Raw genomic sequence first — 15,214 nt, forward strand, 5'->3', positions numbered from 1 at the left:
AGCAGATGGCTAAGCAACCAGGATTAGATTTTCAAAGTGCTAAAGGCGGACTCGGCGAGCTGAAGCGCAGACTTTTGTTTGTAATCGGCGCGCTGATTGTCTTCCGTATCGGCTCTTTTATTCCGATTCCTGGTATCGATGCCACTGTGCTTGCCAAATTGCTCGAGCAGCAGAGAGGCACTATCATTGAAATGTTTAACATGTTCTCTGGTGGTGCCCTCAGCCGTGCTTCTATCTTTGCTCTGGGGATCATGCCGTATATTTCGGCGTCGATCATTATCCAGCTGTTAACGGTGGTTCATCCAGCGTTAGCTGAAATCAAGAAAGAAGGGGAGGCTGGCCGTCGCAAGATTAGTCAGTACACCCGTTACGGTACGCTGGTGTTGGCCATATTCCAGTCGATCGGTATTGCTACCGGTCTGCCGAATATGCCTGGTATGCAAGGTCTGGTGTTAAATCCAGGCTTTGCGTTCTACTTTACTGCAGTAGTAAGCTTGGTTACCGGGACAATGTTCCTGATGTGGCTGGGTGAACAGATTACTGAACGTGGTATCGGTAACGGTATCTCGATCATTATCTTTGCAGGTATTGTAGCGGGACTCCCGCCGGCTGTGGCCCATACTATCGAACAAGCCCGGCAAGGCGACCTGCACTTCCTCCTGTTGCTGTTGGTTGCAGTATTGGTGTTTGCAGTAACCTTCTTCGTTGTTTTCATCGAACGTGGTCAACGTCGTATCGTCGTTAACTATGCGAAACGTCAACAAGGTCGTCGTGTTTATGCAGCACAGAGCACACACTTACCGTTGAAAGTGAACATGGCAGGGGTTATCCCGGCAATCTTCGCTTCCAGCATTATTCTGTTCCCAGCTACGATTGCATCATGGTTTGGGGGCGGTACCGGTTGGAACTGGCTGACAACGATTTCGCTGTATTTGCAGCCAGGGCAACCGCTTTATGTGTTACTCTATGCGTCTGCAATCATCTTCTTCTGTTTCTTTTACACGGCGTTGGTTTTCAACCCGCGTGAGACAGCAGATAACCTGAAGAAGTCCGGTGCCTTCGTACCAGGAATTCGTCCGGGAGAGCAAACGGCGAAGTATATCGATAAAGTAATGACGCGTTTAACCCTGGTGGGCGCGATGTACATTACTTTCATCTGCCTGATCCCGGAGTTCATGCGTGATGCAATGAAAGTACCATTTTACTTTGGTGGTACCTCGCTACTGATCGTGGTTGTCGTCATCATGGACTTTATGGCTCAAGTGCAAACTCTGATGATGTCAAGTCAGTACGAGTCTGCATTGAAGAAAGCAAACCTGAAAGGCTATAACCGCTAACAGGTTCGTTTGAGAAGTTACGGAGAGTAAAAATGAAAGTTCGTGCTTCCGTCAAGAAATTATGTCGTAACTGCAAAATCGTTAAGCGTAACGGTGTCGTTCGTGTGATTTGCAGCGCCGAGCCGAAGCATAAACAGCGTCAAGGCTGATTATCTCGCATATTTTTCTTGCAAAGTTGGGTTGAGCTGGCTAGATTAGCCAGCCAATCTTTTGTATGTAGCTGCAACATTATTTGAGTATCCTGAAAACGGGCTTTTCAGAATGGTGTTGCCGTATAAAATAGTAGGAGTGCATAGTGGCCCGTATAGCAGGCATTAACATTCCTGATCATAAACATACCGTAATCGCCTTAACGTCGATCTTCGGAATCGGTAAAACCCGCTCACAGTCTATCTGTGCGTCTACGGGTATTGCTGAACATGTTAAGATCAGTGAGCTGTCTGAAGAGCAAATTGAACAGCTGCGTGAAGCAGTCGCCAAATTCACTGTAGAAGGTGATTTGCGTCGTGAAGTTACCCTGAGCATCAAGCGTCTGATGGATCTTGGTACTTACCGTGGTTTGCGTCATCGTCGTGGTCTGCCAGTTCGCGGTCAGCGTACTAAGACCAACGCACGTACCCGTAAGGGTCCGCGTAAACCAATCAAGAAATAATCAGGGTGATTGAATAATGGCAAAGGCACCTGTTCGTACACGTAAGCGTGTAAGAAAACAAGTCTCTGACGGCGTGGCTCATGTCCATGCGTCTTTCAACAACACCATTGTGACTATTACCGATCGTCAGGGTAATGCATTGGGTTGGGCAACTGCCGGTGGTTCTGGTTTCCGTGGTTCTCGTAAGTCAACTCCGTTTGCAGCTCAGGTTGCAGCCGAGCGTTGTGCTGACGCAGTAAAAGAATACGGTATTAAGAATCTGGAAGTTATGGTTAAGGGACCGGGTCCAGGCCGCGAATCAACTATTCGTGCTCTGAACGCCGCTGGTTTCCGCATCACTAATATTACTGATGTGACTCCTATCCCTCACAACGGTTGTCGTCCGCCGAAAAAGCGCCGCGTATAACGTAAGCTTTTAGGTTTGTTGGAGAAAGAAAATGGCAAGATATTTGGGTCCTAAGCTCAAGCTTAGCCGCCGTGAGGGCACAGACTTGTTCCTGAAGTCTGGCGTTCGCGCGATCGATACCAAGTGTAAAATTGAGCAACCGCCTGGTCAACACGGTGCGCGTAAACCGCGTCTGTCTGACTATGGTGTACAGTTACGTGAGAAGCAAAAAGTTCGCCGTATGTACGGTGTTCTGGAGCGTCAATTCCGTAACTATTACAAAGAAGCAGCACGCCTGAAGGGCAACACCGGTGCAAACCTGTTGCAACTGCTGGAAGGTCGTTTGGACAACGTTGTTTACCGTATGGGCTTCGGCGCTACTCGTTCAGAGTCACGTCAGTTGGTTAGCCACAAAGCAATTATGGTAAATGGTCGCGTTGTTAACATCGCTTCTTATCAGGTATCTCCGAATGACGTAGTCAGCATCCGCGAGAAGGCTAAAAAGCAATCTCGTGTTAAAGCTTCTCTGGAGCTGGCTGAGCAGCGTGAAAAGCCGACCTGGCTTGAAGTTGATGCTGCTAAGATGGAAGGCGTGTTCAAGCGTATGCCTGAACGTACCGATCTGTCTGCGGACATTAACGAACACCTGATCGTCGAGCTTTACTCCAAGTAAGGCTTAGTACCAAAGAGAGGACACAATGCAGGGTTCTGTGACAGAGTTTCTAAAACCGCGCCTGGTAGATATCGAGCAAGTCAGTTCGACGCACGCCAAGGTGACCCTTGAGCCGTTAGAGCGTGGCTTTGGCCATACTCTCGGCAATGCACTGCGCCGTATTCTGCTTTCGTCTATGCCGGGTTGCGCGGTGACCGAGGTTGAGATTGATGGTGTACTGCATGAGTACAGCACCAAAGAAGGCGTACAGGAAGATATCCTGGAGATCCTGCTCAACCTGAAAGGGCTGGCGGTGAGAGTTCAAGGGAAAGATGAAGTTATCCTTACCCTGAATAAATCTGGCATTGGCCCTGTGACCGCTGCCGACATTACCCATGATGGTGATGTCGAAATCGTCAAGCCTCAGCACGTGATCTGCCACCTGACCGATGAAAACGCTGCTATCAGCATGCGTATCAAAGTTCAACGTGGTCGTGGTTATGTGCCGGCTTCTGCCCGAATTCATTCGGAAGAAGATGAGCGCCCGATCGGTCGTCTGTTGGTTGACGCCTGCTATAGCCCTGTAGAGCGTATTGCCTACAATGTTGAAGCAGCGCGTGTAGAACAGCGTACTGACCTGGACAAGCTGGTCATCGAAATGGAAACCAATGGCACGATCGATCCTGAAGAGGCGATCCGCCGTGCGGCTACCATCCTGGCTGAACAACTTGAAGCTTTTGTTGACTTACGTGATGTTCGTCAACCAGAAGTTAAAGAAGAGAAACCAGAATTCGATCCGATTCTGCTGCGCCCTGTTGACGATCTGGAATTGACTGTCCGCTCTGCTAACTGCCTTAAGGCAGAAGCTATCCACTACATCGGTGATCTGGTACAGCGTACCGAGGTTGAGTTGCTGAAAACGCCGAACCTGGGTAAAAAATCTCTTACTGAGATTAAAGACGTGCTGGCCTCCCGTGGACTGTCACTGGGCATGCGCCTGGAAAACTGGCCACCGGCAAGCATTGCTGACGAGTAACCGGATCACAGGTTAAGGTTTTACTGAGAAGGATAAGGTCATGCGCCATCGTAAGAGTGGTCGTCAACTGAACCGTAACAGCAGCCATCGCCAGGCTATGTTCCGTAACATGGCCGGCTCTTTGGTTCGTCATGAGATCATCAAGACGACCTTGCCAAAAGCAAAAGAGCTGCGTCGCGTTGTTGAGCCGCTGATTACTCTTGCCAAGACCGACAGCGTAGCTAATCGTCGTCTGGCATTCGCCCGTACTCGTGATAACGAGATCGTGGCAAAACTGTTTAACGAGCTGGGCCCGCGTTTCGCGAGCCGTGCCGGTGGTTACACTCGCATTCTGAAGTGTGGCTTCCGCGCAGGCGACAACGCGCCGATGGCATACATCGAGCTGGTTGATCGTGCTGAGTCTCAAGCAGAAGTAGCAACTGCAGAGTAATCTGTGGACGCGTGAAAAAACCGGGCTTGCCCGGTTTTTTTACGTCTATCGTCAGCTAAAAGTGCGCTCTTTCCCCGCCAGACTTAAGATCCCCGTTCCTATCCGCTATGCTAACGCTATTAATCAGACCAATTGAGGGGGTATCTCATGTGGTTACTCGATCAATGGGCGGAGCGCCATATCCTTGATGCACAGGCTAAAGGTGAACTGGATAATTTGCCTGGTCAGGGCCAACCACTTGTATTGGACGATGACAGTGCCGTGCCTGCTGAATTGCGTACTGGCTTTCGCTTGCTTAAAAACGCCGGCTATTTACCCGCTGAGTTAGAAGATCGCAAAGAGGCTTTGAATGTAGCTCGGTTGCTGCAAGTGATTGATAGTGATCATCCGGACTATATTGAACTTGGCAAACGGATGGCACTGCTGGAACATCGTTTACGACAAGCAGGGATGAGTACCGATTTCTTGCATGGTGAATATCAACGTGCACTGAGTGGAAAACTTTCACCGGAGTAAGAGTGATGCTTAAAATTGGCCAACTGGCAAAGCTTGCTGACGTGACGCCCGATACCGTGCGTTACTACGAGAAGCAGGGAATGATGGATCATAACATCCGTACCGAGGGCGGTTATCGGTTGTATAGCCAGCAAGACTTGCAGCGGTTACGTTTTATCCGTTATGCCAAACAACTCGGTTTTACATTGGAAACCATTGCTGAACTATTATCTATCCGGGTTGACCCTGTACATCATACCTGTCGGGAGTCGAAGTCGATCGTCGATGCACGGCTCAGTGAAGTAGAGAATAAGCTTAAAGAGCTGACTCGGATGCGTGAGTCGCTAAAGCGCCTCAGCGATGCTTGCTGCGGTAGCGCGCATACCAGCAATTATTGCTCGATTTTGGAAGCGCTAGAACAGGGTGCCAGTGATGAAAAAGCAAAAAAAGGTGCCTGAAAGGGCTGGCGGCTCTTTAATTTTTACACGGGCAGCAGTATTATCGCCCCGATTTATTTCCATACATAAACAAGGAGAATTACCATGACTAAATACCGTCATACCAAAGGCCAGATACAAGACAATGCCATTGAGGCACTGTTGCACGATCCGTTATTCCGCCAAAGGATTGAGAAAAACACCAAAGGGAAAGGCAGCTACCGGCGTAAAGACAAACATGCAAAAGGCGGTAACTGGGAGGCCAGTGGTAAACTATCAAAGGATAATTTACCACTGGCCTTCTGGTTTTAAGGCATTAAAAAAGCCATCTGAGAAAGATGGCTTTTTAGTAATCCCAGATAAACTAATTTATAGTTTTGGCTGTTGCTGTTGGCTCAGTAAATCGCGAATTTCAGTCAGCAGTTTTTCTTCTGCAGTTGGCGCAGGCGGCGCTGCTGGCGCTTCTTCCTGTTTACGGCGTACTTTATTCATTAATTTAATTGCCAGGAAAATAGCGAAGGCAACAATCACGAAATCGAAAATGGTTTGGATGAATGAACCGTAGTTCATCACTACTGCAGGAACCGCACCTTGAGCTTCGCGTAATACCAGGTGGAATTGTTTGAAATCAACACCACCGATCAGCAAGCCAAGCGGTGGCATGATGATATCTGCAACGAAAGACGATACGATCTTACCAAACGCCGCACCAATAATTACACCCACTGCCAAGTCAACCACGTTGCCACGCATAGCAAATTCGCGGAACTCTTTCATCATACTCATAGAACGCACCCCTTGCAGAATTTAATAACTCAAGTTTAACAAAGCAATTTCCCTTTGCCACAAAAGGAGCGAAAAGTTTTATCTCTTTCTATGGCAGAGAACAACCTCGCAATTATAGACCATTCATTACTACATTTGTTCTACAGGAAGAAAGGACTTGGCTGGAACAGCCGCTCAACGTCAGGAACGAACTTTTTATCGGTTATAAACATAATGACGTGATCGCCCTGTTCGATTTTGCTGTTGCCGTTGGCAATAATAACGTCATCACCGCGCACAATGGCGCCAATAGTAGTACCCGGTGGCAATTTAATATTTTCAACGGCGCGGCCGACCACTTTTGAGGTACTTTCGTCGCCGTGCGCAATGGCTTCGATGGCTTCCGCGACACCGCGACGGAGTGAGGAAACGCTGACGATATCTGCTTTCCGCACATGGCCCAACAGCGCTGAAATGGTTGCTTGTTGTGGAGAAATTGCGATGTCGATGACGCTGCCTTGTACCAGATCAACATAGGCACGACGCTGAATCAGCACCATTACCTTTTTGGCCCCCATACGTTTGGCGAGCATGGCGGACATGATATTTGCTTCGTCATCGTTGGTGATGGCGATAAAAACATCCACCTGATCAACATGTTCTTCTGCCAGTAGCTCCTGGTCAGAAGCATCGCCATAAAATACGATGGTGTCATGCAGTTGTTCGGCCAGCTCTGCGGCACGTTGCTGATTACGTTCAATCAGCTTCACGTTGTAAGATTTTTCCAACCTTTGCGCCAGGCCTGCGCCGACGTTGCCACCGCCAACAATCATGATGCGCTTGTAAGGCTTTTCCAGTCGTTGCAACTCACTCATTACCGCACGGATATGCTGTGATGCAGCTACAAAGAACACTTCATCGCCAGCCTCGATAATGGTGGAGCCCTGCGGGCGAATCGGTCTATCCTGACGGAAGATAGCTGCGACGCGGGTATCAATGTGTGGCATATGCTCGCGCATTGAAGACAAGGCATTACCCACCAACGGGCCACCGTAGTAGGCTTTTACCGCGGCAATGCTGACCTTCCCCTCTGCAAAGTTGACCACCTGCAGCGCACCCGGATACTCAATCAATTTATAGATGTAGTCGATAACCAGCTGTTCTGGTGAGATCAGGTGATCAATGGGCACCGCTTCTGGGTGAAACAGCTTCTCTGACTCGCGGATATATTCTGGCGCACGGATACGGGCGATTCGGTTAGGTGTATTAAACAGCGAGTAAGCAATCTGGCAGGCAATCATGTTGGTTTCGTCTGAGTTAGTGACGGCAACCAGCATATCGGCATCTTCCGCCCCCGCTTCCCGGAGTACTCGTGGATGAGAGCCGTAGCCCTGAACGACCCGCAGGTCGAACTTATCCTGTAACTGACGCAGGCGGCCGGAATCGGTGTCCACGACGGTAATATCGTTATTTTCGCCCACCAGGTTTTCTGCCAGTGTCCCGCCAACCTGACCCGCGCCAAGAATAATTATTTTCATTCGCTTCTCTGCTTCACACTGAAACCGCTGAAGATTATCTGAAAGGGCGCAACAGCCGCGCCCAGAATACTGAATAGCTACATTTTAATCAGCTTAGCGTAAAAGAAGCCATCCCCATCCTCTGGATGCGGAAGATTCTGTCGGCCAGGCTGCTGCTGATTGCCGGTTTCAACCAAGCGGGCATCGGCATGACGCTGGAGGAAGCCGCTAACCTGCTCAGCGTTTTCTGCCGGCAAGATGGAGCAGGTGGCGTACACCATCACTCCTCCACTTTTGAGATGCGGCCAGATCGCCTCAATAATCTCGGCCTGCAGTGCGGCCAGTTCAGCGATATCACGGTCGCGTCGCAACCATTTAATATCTGGGTGACGGCGGATCACACCGGTGGCAGAGCAAGGAGCATCCAGCAAAATGCGATCGAATTGCTTGTCGCCGCACCATTGTTGCGGAGTGCGGCCATCGCCTTGCTTTACTTCGGCGTGTAAACGCAGACGTTGCAGGTTTTCTTTAACCCGGCTCAGTCGCTGTTCATCGATATCGACGGCCATCACATGGGCTTTGGGAGCTGCCTCTAAAATATGGGTAGTTTTACCACCGGGAGCCGCGCACAAATCGAGGATCTGTTCCCCGTCTTGTGGATCCAGCAGATCGACACAGCCCTGCGCGGAGGCATCCTGCACGGTGACCCAGCCGTTGGCAAAGCCTGGCAGATCGGTCACGGCACATGGTGCCAGCAGGCGTACCGCATCGCGATATTCGGCATGCGGTTCCGCGGCAATGCCAGCCTGTTCCATTAACTGCAAGTAGTCTTCGCGAGTATGATGCAAACGGTTGACGCGCAGCCACATTGGCGGCTTCTGATTATTGGCATCGATGACCTGCTCCCACTGTGAGGGATAGGCCTGCTGGATACGTTTCAACAGCCAGCTCGGGTGCAGATAGCGGCTGTCATTATTGGCAGCGCGCTGCAGTAATTCTTCCTGCTGGCGTTGGAACTGGCGCAACACGCCGTTGATCAGGCCCTTAAGCTGCGGGCGCTTCAGCGCTACTGCGCCTTCTACGGTTTCCGCCAGCACCGCATGAGCGGGGATGCGGGTATACAGCAGTTGGTATAAGCCGACCATCAACAAATAGTGCAGCGTGCGCTGCTTGCCGGTCATTGGCTTGGCCATTAATTGTTGAATACACCATTCCAGCTGCGGCAAGACGCGCAGGGTGCCGAAACACAGCTCCTGCAGCAGAGCACGATCCTTGTCAGAAATGGTTTTTTGCAGTGACGGCAGGACAGTACTGAGTGACTGGCCCTGATCCAACACCTGGCCGATGGCAATGGCTGCGATGCTGCGGAGATTGTAATTGTTTTTCATAGGCTAAAGCTGATAACGATCGGCATTAAGAAAGAAGCAGCCCGGCGATTATTGGCCGGGCAGTGAGGGCGGTTTATAACCGGTTACCCGGTGTAAACCATTCACGACGTGAGTTCAGCAAATCCTGAGCTGACATGGGTTTTTTGCCTGCCGGCTGCAGTTGAGTCAGGTTAAGAATACCCTCGGCGGTCGCCACCTGAATACCATGCTTGTCGGCATGGATGATGGTGCCAGGTTCTGCATCCGCGTTTTGCACCAACACCGTTGCCTGCCAGACTTTCACCGGTTGGTCGTCAATGGTGAAATAACTGACGGGCCACGGGTTGAAGGCACGAACGCAGCGTTCAAGTTGCACGGCGGACAGGTTCCAGTCCAGGCGAGCTTCTTCTTTGCTCAGTTTTTCGGCATAGGTGACCAGCGATTCATCTTGCACTTCACGTTTCGCCGTACCTGCAGCCATCTGTTGCAACGTAGTCAGCATGCCCTGTGGGCCGAGCTGTGCCAGTTTATCGTACAGGCTGGCGCTGGTGTCATCGGCTTCGATCGGGCAGGCAATCTTGTGCATCATATCGCCGGTGTCCAAACCCACGTCCATCTGCATGATGGTAACGCCAGTTTCATGATCGCCGGCCCACAGTGAACGTTGGATCGGTGCGGCACCACGCCAGCGAGGCAGCAGCGAACCATGGACGTTGATGCAACCGAGTCGCGGCATATCCAACACCGCTTTGGGCAGGATCAAACCATAAGCCACTACCACCATGACATCGGCGTTGAGATCGGCAACCAGGTGCTGGTTCTCTACCGGACGCAGTGATTTGGGCTGAAACACCGGTAAATGGTGCTGCTCGGCCAGAACTTTGACTGGGCTGGGTGTCAGCTTATTGCCGCGTCCCGCAGGGCGATCGGGTTGAGTGAAAACCCCGACAATCTGGTGCCCAGATGACAACAGCGCGTCAAGATGACGCGCTGCGAAGTCTGGAGTTCCGGCGAAAATAATCCGTAAAGAGTCAGACACGTTGATTTCCTGATCGGTTAGGCGCGGGCGTTAAGCTTGGCCATTTTTTCCAGTTTCTGACGGATACGCTGGCGCTTGAGTGGCGACAGGTAATCGACGAACAGCTTGCCTACCAGGTGATCCATCTCGTGCTGGATACAGATGGCTAACAGGTCGTCGGCTTCCAGCTCAAAAGGTTTGCCGTCGCGGTCCAGCGCTCTGATTTTCACAGCGGCGGCGCGGGGGACTAAAGCACGTTGTTCAGGAATGGAAAGGCAGCCTTCCTCAATCCCGGTTTCACCGCTTTTTTCCAGCAGTTCCGGGTTGATCAGCACCAGGCGCTGATCGCGGTTCTCAGAAACGTCAATGACGATAATGCGCTGATGGATATCCACCTGTGTCGCAGCCAGGCCAATGCCTTCCTCTGCGTACATGGTTTCAAACATATCATCCACGATGCGCTGGATATTCGCATTGACTTCTTTTACCGGGGCCGCGACTTTGCGCAGCCGGTCATCTGGGTAATGTAATACCTGCAATACTGACATATATCTTGAGATCTGTATCCGAGTGATAAACGAGGTTTAGCTTCTATTCTAGACATTTCCCAGCCTGATTGACAGCATTGCGCACCAATTGCTCGAATTGGTAATACCACCATTTTCTGCGAGGGAACAGGCGATGCAGGCACAGGAAATCGGCTTACGGATGCGTGGGGTTACCGGGCTGGGGACGGCGCATGCCGCCCAGATAATGCGTCAGATGGTGGCGACTGGAGGAGATCCTTATCCACTGTTACGGGAATTGGGGTTGAATGATCGGCAGCAGGCTCAGTTTCGTCAGGTAGATCCGCGCTATCTGGCGGCCACTCTCAACTGGCTGGAACAGCCCGGCAATTTGATGTGGGTTTACGGTGAGGTTGGCTATCCAGAGCGATTGCTCCCTATCGACGATGCTCCGCTGTTGCTTCTGGTAAAGGGGAACCCGGATGCTGCGCAGCAGCCGCAAATCGCCATGGTGGGTAGCCGTCAGTTCAGCCATTACGGTGAACATTGGGCCAATTACTTTGCCACCGGGTTAGTGCACTGTGGGTTTACCATCACCAGCGGGCTGGCGCTTGGCATTGACAGTATCTGCCACCGCGCGGCACTGGCGGCGGAAGGAGGAACGGTAGCTGTATTGGGCAGCGGCTTGGACAACATCTATCCGCGCCGGCATCGCCGCCTGGCAGAACGAATTGTCGAGAACGGCGGGGCGTTGATCTCTGAATATCTGGTTACCGACCTGCCGATGCCCGACCATTTTCCTCGTCGTAACCGTATTATTAGTGGATTGAGCCTGGGTGTGGTGGTGATTGAAGCCTCCTTGCGCAGCGGAACGCTGATTACCGCACGTTATGCGCTGGAGCAGGGACGTGAAGTTTTCGCTTTACCCGGGGCGTTGGGCAACCCGATGAGCGAGGGCACACATTGGTTGATCCAACAGGGTGCCTATCTGGTTACCGGCCCGAAAGAGATCGCTGAACAACTGGGAAGTGGGCTGCATTGGCTGTCACTGAACGAAAATACAACTATTTGTGCGTCAGAGGCCGAAGTTGAATTGCCATTTGCCGATGTGTTGGCTAACGTAGGAGATGAGGTGACACCTGTTGACGTCGTCGCTGAACGTGCCGGCCAACCTGTGCCAGAGGTGGTAATCAAATTACTCGATCTGGAGTTAGCAGGGTGGATCGCAGCTGTACCCGGCGGCTATGTCCGAATAAGGAGGGCAGGCCATGTTCGACGTACTGATGTACTTGTTTGAAACTTATATCCACAATGAACCAGAGATGCGCGTCGATCAGGATCAACTGACCGATGATCTCGCTCAGGCGGGGTTTCATCGGGATGATATCTACAACGCATTGAATTGGCTTGAAAAACTTGCCGACCTGCAGGAAGGCGAAAATGCGCCGTATTTTATGGATGCCGATCCGCTGGCAATGCGGATTTACACCGAAGAAGAAGGCGTGCGTTTGGATGCCAGTTGCCGTGGTTTCCTCCTGTTCCTGGAGCAGATTCAGGTATTGAACCTCGAAACCCGTGAAATGGTTATCGATCGTGTTATGGCTTTGGATAACACGGAATTCGATCTCGAAGATCTGAAATGGGTGGTGCTGATGGTGCTGTTTAATATCCCCGGATATGAAAGTGCCTATCAGCAAATGGAAGAACTGTTGTTTGAAGTAAACGAAGGTTATCTGCACTGAGCCGATAACATGCATAGAAGAAGTTATGACAAAAGCCGCGATTTTTGCCGTCAGGCAAAATGAACCCTGTCCGGAATGTGGGGCCGAGCTGGTGATCCGCAGTGGTCGCCACGGCCCCTTCCTCGGCTGTACCCGTTACCCTGAATGCCAACATATCCGGCCGCTGAAAGCGCAGGCCGATGGCCATATCGTCAAAATGCTGGATGGGCAGGAATGTCCGAAATGCCAGGCGACGCTGGCCTTGCGCCAGGGGCGTTACGGCATGTTTATCGCTTGCAGTAACTATCCAGAGTGCGACCACACCGAGGTTATCGATAAACCTGACGAAACCAGTATCAGCTGTCCTCAGTGTGAGCAGGGCAAACTGCTGCAGCGGAAATCGCGCTATGGCAAGGTGTTCCACTCCTGCGATCGCTACCCTGAATGTCAGTTCGTTCTCAATTTTAAACCCGTTGCCGGGGAGTGTGAGTACTGCCACTACCCGTTGCTGATGGAAAAGCGCACGGCGAAAGGTCTAACCCTTTGCTGTGCCAGTAAACTTTGCGGGAAACCCGTAGTAACCACAGAATAATGACATCATGAGCTCAGAATCCACAGCCATCTTCACGCCAATTATTGACGCACTGTATAATCAACAGGTCATTGCTTATCCGACCGAGGCAGTGTTTGGCCTGGGTTGCGATCCTGACAGCGAGCAGGCGGTTAATGCCTTATTGGCACTGAAACAGCGCCCCTGGGAAAAGGGATTGATACTGATTGCGGCCGATTACGCGCAGTTAACACCTTATATAGATGACACCACGTTGAACGAACAGCAACGCGCCACAATGTTTGCCAGTTGGCCGGGGCCGGTGACCTGGGTGATCCCTGCTCGGACGGACACGTCGCGTTTGCTGACCGGCCGTTTCAATTCATTGGCGGTACGCGTTAGCGATCATCCGTTGGTACAGCAACTTTGTCGGCAGTTTGGCAAACCGCTGGTATCGACCAGCGCCAACCTCAGCGGGCAAGCACCTTGCCGTAGTGCCGATGAAGTTCAGCAGCAGTTTGGTGCCGCTTTCCCGGTGCTGGCCGGCAGCGTCGGTGGCCGTCTTAATCCTTCCGAAATCAGAGATGTCCTGACCGGTGAGCTGATCCGTCAAGGCTAGAGGTAACGTGCATGGAGAAGTTTGCAGTATTCGGTAACCCTATCGGCCACAGCAAGTCACCGCGTATTCATGCGCTATTTGCCGCGCAAACAGGTATAGAACATCCCTATGGAACTGTGCTGGCGCCACTGGATGGTTTCGAAACCACTCTGCAGACGTTCATTCAGGCTGGTGGCAAGGGAGCGAACGTCACGGTTCCTTTTAAAGAAAATGCTTATGAAGCGGCGACCGAACTGAGTCAACGAGCCTCGCTGGCCGGTGCGGTAAATACCTTGAAGATACTGCCAGACGGTGGATTACTGGGTGACAACACTGATGGGATCGGCCTGCTGACCGATCTTGAACGTCAGGCGTTGATCCAACCCAAGGATCGTATTCTGCTGGTGGGGGCGGGGGGGGCGGCACGTGGCGCGATCTTGCCGTTACTGTCTTTTGGTTGTGAAGTGGTGATCACCAACCGTACTTTTAGCCGTGCGCAGACACTGGCGCAGGTATTTCAGCATCTGGGTGAGATATCCGCGTTACCCCTGGCTCAACTTGCTCAACAGCAGTTTGATTTAGTGATTAACGCTACGGCATCCGGTATCAGTGGTGACATCCCGGCGCTACCGGTTGGTACGGTTAATGGCCATACGCGTTGTTATGACATGTTTTATCAGCAGGGATTAACCCCGTTTCTGGCTTGGGCGCAGCAACAGGGCGTCACAGAATATGCCGACGGTTTAGGGATGCTGGTGGGGCAGGCCGCGCATGCGTTTCTGCTGTGGCATGGTGTGTTGCCGGAGATCGAACCGGTATTACGCCAGCTGCGTCACGAACTGGCAGTGTAACCCTGAGCCCGTTCCTTTGTGCGGGAACGGGCGCCAGTCAGATATCTTCTGACAGGTATTCGTCTTTCCAACGTACATAGTTAGTAGAAGAGTAAAGCAATCCTTCCCGTTCCGCAGCGGTCAGTGGGCGAACCTGGCGTGCCGGGCTACCCATATAGAGATAGCCACTCTCCAGGCGTTTGCCCGGTGCAACCAGGCTGCCGGCACCAATCATCACATCATCTTCTATTACTGCACCATCCAACAGGATCGATCCCATACCTACCAGCACCCGATTGCCGATGGCGCAGCCATGCAACATCGCCTTGTGTCCAACGGTAACGTCTTCACCGATCAGCAATGGGTAACCCTCAGGGTTATGTTCAGACTTATGGGTTACGTGCAACACGCTGCCATCCTGAATATTGCTGCGTGCACCAATTTTTACTGCGTTCACATCTCCGCGGATGGCAACCAACGGCCAGATACTGACGTCATCGGCCAGCTCAACGTTACCGATCACCACACTGGAAGGGTCGATCATGACGCGCAGGCCCAGTTTAGGAGAGTAATGAAGATAAGAACGTACTGCATCAGACATGGTAATAGCCTCGCATCGGGATCATATTTACCGGCAATACTAGACGTTGGCGGTGGAATTACAACCAACTGAAGTGGCGGATCCTGCGGAAAACGGCCCTGATCGCGCAAGATCCACTCGAAGGGGCTGAAAAGTGTGCAAACAGTAAGAAAAGATCAAGAAAGGGGTTGTGCAAAAAATTCGGATCCCTATAATGCGCCTCCATCGACACGGAACATGTGAACAACTTCACAGAGTCTCCGGGGTTCGAAGAGAAAAAATCCTGAAATTTAGGGGTTGACTCTGAAAGAGGAAAGCGTAATATACGCCACCTCGAG

The 15,214-nt window shown here is 51.6% G+C and carries 21 protein-coding genes; 15 read left to right on the top strand and 6 right to left on the bottom strand.

Going from position 1 to position 15,214, the window contains the following annotated elements; all coding sequences use genetic code 11:
- Positions 1–5 precede the first annotated feature (5 nt).
- The 10 genes from secY to OCH02_RS17065 all read left to right on the top strand — a co-directional run bounded on the left by secY (position 6) and on the right by OCH02_RS17065 (position 5,736).
- Complete coding sequence (gene secY / locus OCH02_RS17020) at positions 6–1,337, top strand: preprotein translocase subunit SecY (protein WP_004929740.1); 1,332 nt, start codon at positions 6–8, stop codon at positions 1,335–1,337.
- A gap of 32 nt (positions 1,338–1,369) precedes the next feature.
- Positions 1,370–1,486, top strand: coding sequence for a 50S ribosomal protein L36 (gene rpmJ, locus OCH02_RS17025; RefSeq protein WP_002227352.1), 117 nt, complete (start codon positions 1,370–1,372; stop codon positions 1,484–1,486).
- A gap of 146 nt (positions 1,487–1,632) precedes the next feature.
- Positions 1,633–1,989 carry a 30S ribosomal protein S13 gene (gene rpsM / locus OCH02_RS17030; protein ID WP_012147213.1) on the top strand — a complete coding sequence of 119 codons (357 nt, stop codon included), beginning with the start codon at positions 1,633–1,635 and terminating at the stop codon, positions 1,987–1,989.
- 16 nt (positions 1,990–2,005) lie between these two features.
- Complete coding sequence (rpsK, locus tag OCH02_RS17035) at positions 2,006–2,395, top strand: 30S ribosomal protein S11 (RefSeq protein WP_004951128.1); 390 nt, start codon at positions 2,006–2,008, stop codon at positions 2,393–2,395.
- A 31-nt stretch (positions 2,396–2,426) separates the two neighbouring features.
- Positions 2,427–3,047, top strand: coding sequence for a 30S ribosomal protein S4 (rpsD, locus tag OCH02_RS17040; protein ID WP_012147212.1), 621 nt, complete (start codon positions 2,427–2,429; stop codon positions 3,045–3,047).
- A gap of 25 nt (positions 3,048–3,072) precedes the next feature.
- Positions 3,073–4,062, top strand: a complete 990-nt coding sequence (locus OCH02_RS17045) for a DNA-directed RNA polymerase subunit alpha (protein WP_002919219.1) — start codon at positions 3,073–3,075, stop codon at positions 4,060–4,062.
- Positions 4,063–4,102: 40 nt separating this feature from the next.
- Positions 4,103–4,492: a 50S ribosomal protein L17 gene (gene rplQ, locus OCH02_RS17050; RefSeq protein ID WP_004929726.1), complete on the top strand. Its 390-nt coding sequence runs from the start codon at positions 4,103–4,105 to the stop codon at positions 4,490–4,492.
- Between the two features lie 147 nt (positions 4,493–4,639).
- Positions 4,640–5,008, top strand: a complete 369-nt coding sequence (locus OCH02_RS17055) for a DUF1992 domain-containing protein (protein ID WP_261432191.1) — start codon at positions 4,640–4,642, stop codon at positions 5,006–5,008.
- A 5-nt stretch (positions 5,009–5,013) separates the two neighbouring features.
- Positions 5,014–5,445: a Zn(2+)-responsive transcriptional regulator gene (zntR, locus tag OCH02_RS17060; protein ID WP_261432192.1), complete on the top strand. Its 432-nt coding sequence runs from the start codon at positions 5,014–5,016 to the stop codon at positions 5,443–5,445.
- A gap of 84 nt (positions 5,446–5,529) precedes the next feature.
- On the top strand, positions 5,530–5,736 hold the full coding sequence (locus OCH02_RS17065; protein ID WP_012147210.1) for an alternative ribosome-rescue factor A: 207 nt from the start codon (positions 5,530–5,532) through the stop codon (positions 5,734–5,736).
- A 57-nt stretch (positions 5,737–5,793) separates the two neighbouring features.
- Here OCH02_RS17065 and mscL read toward each other — a convergent pair whose 3' ends face one another.
- From mscL to def, 5 genes are all read right to left on the bottom strand, one after another.
- Positions 5,794–6,210: a large-conductance mechanosensitive channel protein MscL gene (gene mscL, locus OCH02_RS17070; RefSeq protein ID WP_012147209.1), complete on the bottom strand. Its 417-nt coding sequence runs from the start codon at positions 6,208–6,210 to the stop codon at positions 5,794–5,796.
- A 140-nt stretch (positions 6,211–6,350) separates the two neighbouring features.
- A complete protein-coding gene (gene trkA, locus OCH02_RS17075) occupies positions 6,351–7,727 on the bottom strand; it encodes a Trk system potassium transporter TrkA (RefSeq protein ID WP_261432193.1) in 1,377 nt (458 codons plus the stop codon).
- A 77-nt stretch (positions 7,728–7,804) separates the two neighbouring features.
- Entirely contained in the window at positions 7,805–9,094 is a 1,290-nt protein-coding gene (gene rsmB / locus OCH02_RS17080; protein WP_261432194.1) for a 16S rRNA (cytosine(967)-C(5))-methyltransferase RsmB, read from the bottom strand.
- Between the two features lie 73 nt (positions 9,095–9,167).
- Positions 9,168–10,112 (bottom strand): methionyl-tRNA formyltransferase, encoded by a 945-nt coding sequence (gene fmt / locus OCH02_RS17085; RefSeq protein WP_261432195.1) that lies wholly within the window; start codon positions 10,110–10,112, stop codon positions 9,168–9,170.
- A gap of 17 nt (positions 10,113–10,129) precedes the next feature.
- Entirely contained in the window at positions 10,130–10,639 is a 510-nt protein-coding gene (gene def, locus OCH02_RS17090) for a peptide deformylase (protein ID WP_012147205.1), read from the bottom strand.
- 133 nt (positions 10,640–10,772) lie between these two features.
- Here def and dprA point away from each other — a divergent pair, with 133 nt between their 5' ends.
- From dprA to aroE, 5 genes are read left to right on the top strand one after another with little or no spacing between them, the layout of a single operon-like run.
- Positions 10,773–11,894, top strand: a complete 1,122-nt coding sequence (dprA, locus tag OCH02_RS17095; RefSeq protein ID WP_261432196.1) for a DNA-protecting protein DprA — start codon at positions 10,773–10,775, stop codon at positions 11,892–11,894.
- Positions 11,866–12,339, top strand: a complete 474-nt coding sequence (gene smg, locus OCH02_RS17100; RefSeq protein WP_012147203.1) for a DUF494 family protein Smg — start codon at positions 11,866–11,868, stop codon at positions 12,337–12,339. The genes dprA and smg overlap by 29 nt, the downstream gene beginning before the upstream one ends.
- A gap of 25 nt (positions 12,340–12,364) precedes the next feature.
- Positions 12,365–12,910, top strand: a complete 546-nt coding sequence (locus OCH02_RS17105) for a type I DNA topoisomerase (RefSeq protein WP_261432197.1) — start codon at positions 12,365–12,367, stop codon at positions 12,908–12,910.
- Positions 12,911–12,917: 7 nt separating this feature from the next.
- Positions 12,918–13,487 carry an L-threonylcarbamoyladenylate synthase type 1 TsaC gene (gene tsaC / locus OCH02_RS17110; RefSeq protein WP_261432199.1) on the top strand — a complete coding sequence of 190 codons (570 nt, stop codon included), beginning with the start codon at positions 12,918–12,920 and terminating at the stop codon, positions 13,485–13,487.
- An 11-nt stretch (positions 13,488–13,498) separates the two neighbouring features.
- Positions 13,499–14,317 (top strand): shikimate dehydrogenase, encoded by an 819-nt coding sequence (gene aroE, locus OCH02_RS17115; protein ID WP_261432200.1) that lies wholly within the window; start codon positions 13,499–13,501, stop codon positions 14,315–14,317.
- A gap of 37 nt (positions 14,318–14,354) precedes the next feature.
- Here the strand turns inward: aroE and OCH02_RS17120 are convergent, their stop codons facing one another.
- Positions 14,355–14,897 (bottom strand): gamma carbonic anhydrase family protein, encoded by a 543-nt coding sequence (locus OCH02_RS17120; protein ID WP_167796692.1) that lies wholly within the window; start codon positions 14,895–14,897, stop codon positions 14,355–14,357.
- Positions 14,898–15,214 lie beyond the last annotated feature (317 nt).

The organism is Serratia quinivorans, from assembly GCF_946227985.1.
Taxonomy (GTDB): Bacteria; Pseudomonadota; Gammaproteobacteria; order Enterobacterales; family Enterobacteriaceae; genus Serratia; species Serratia quinivorans_A.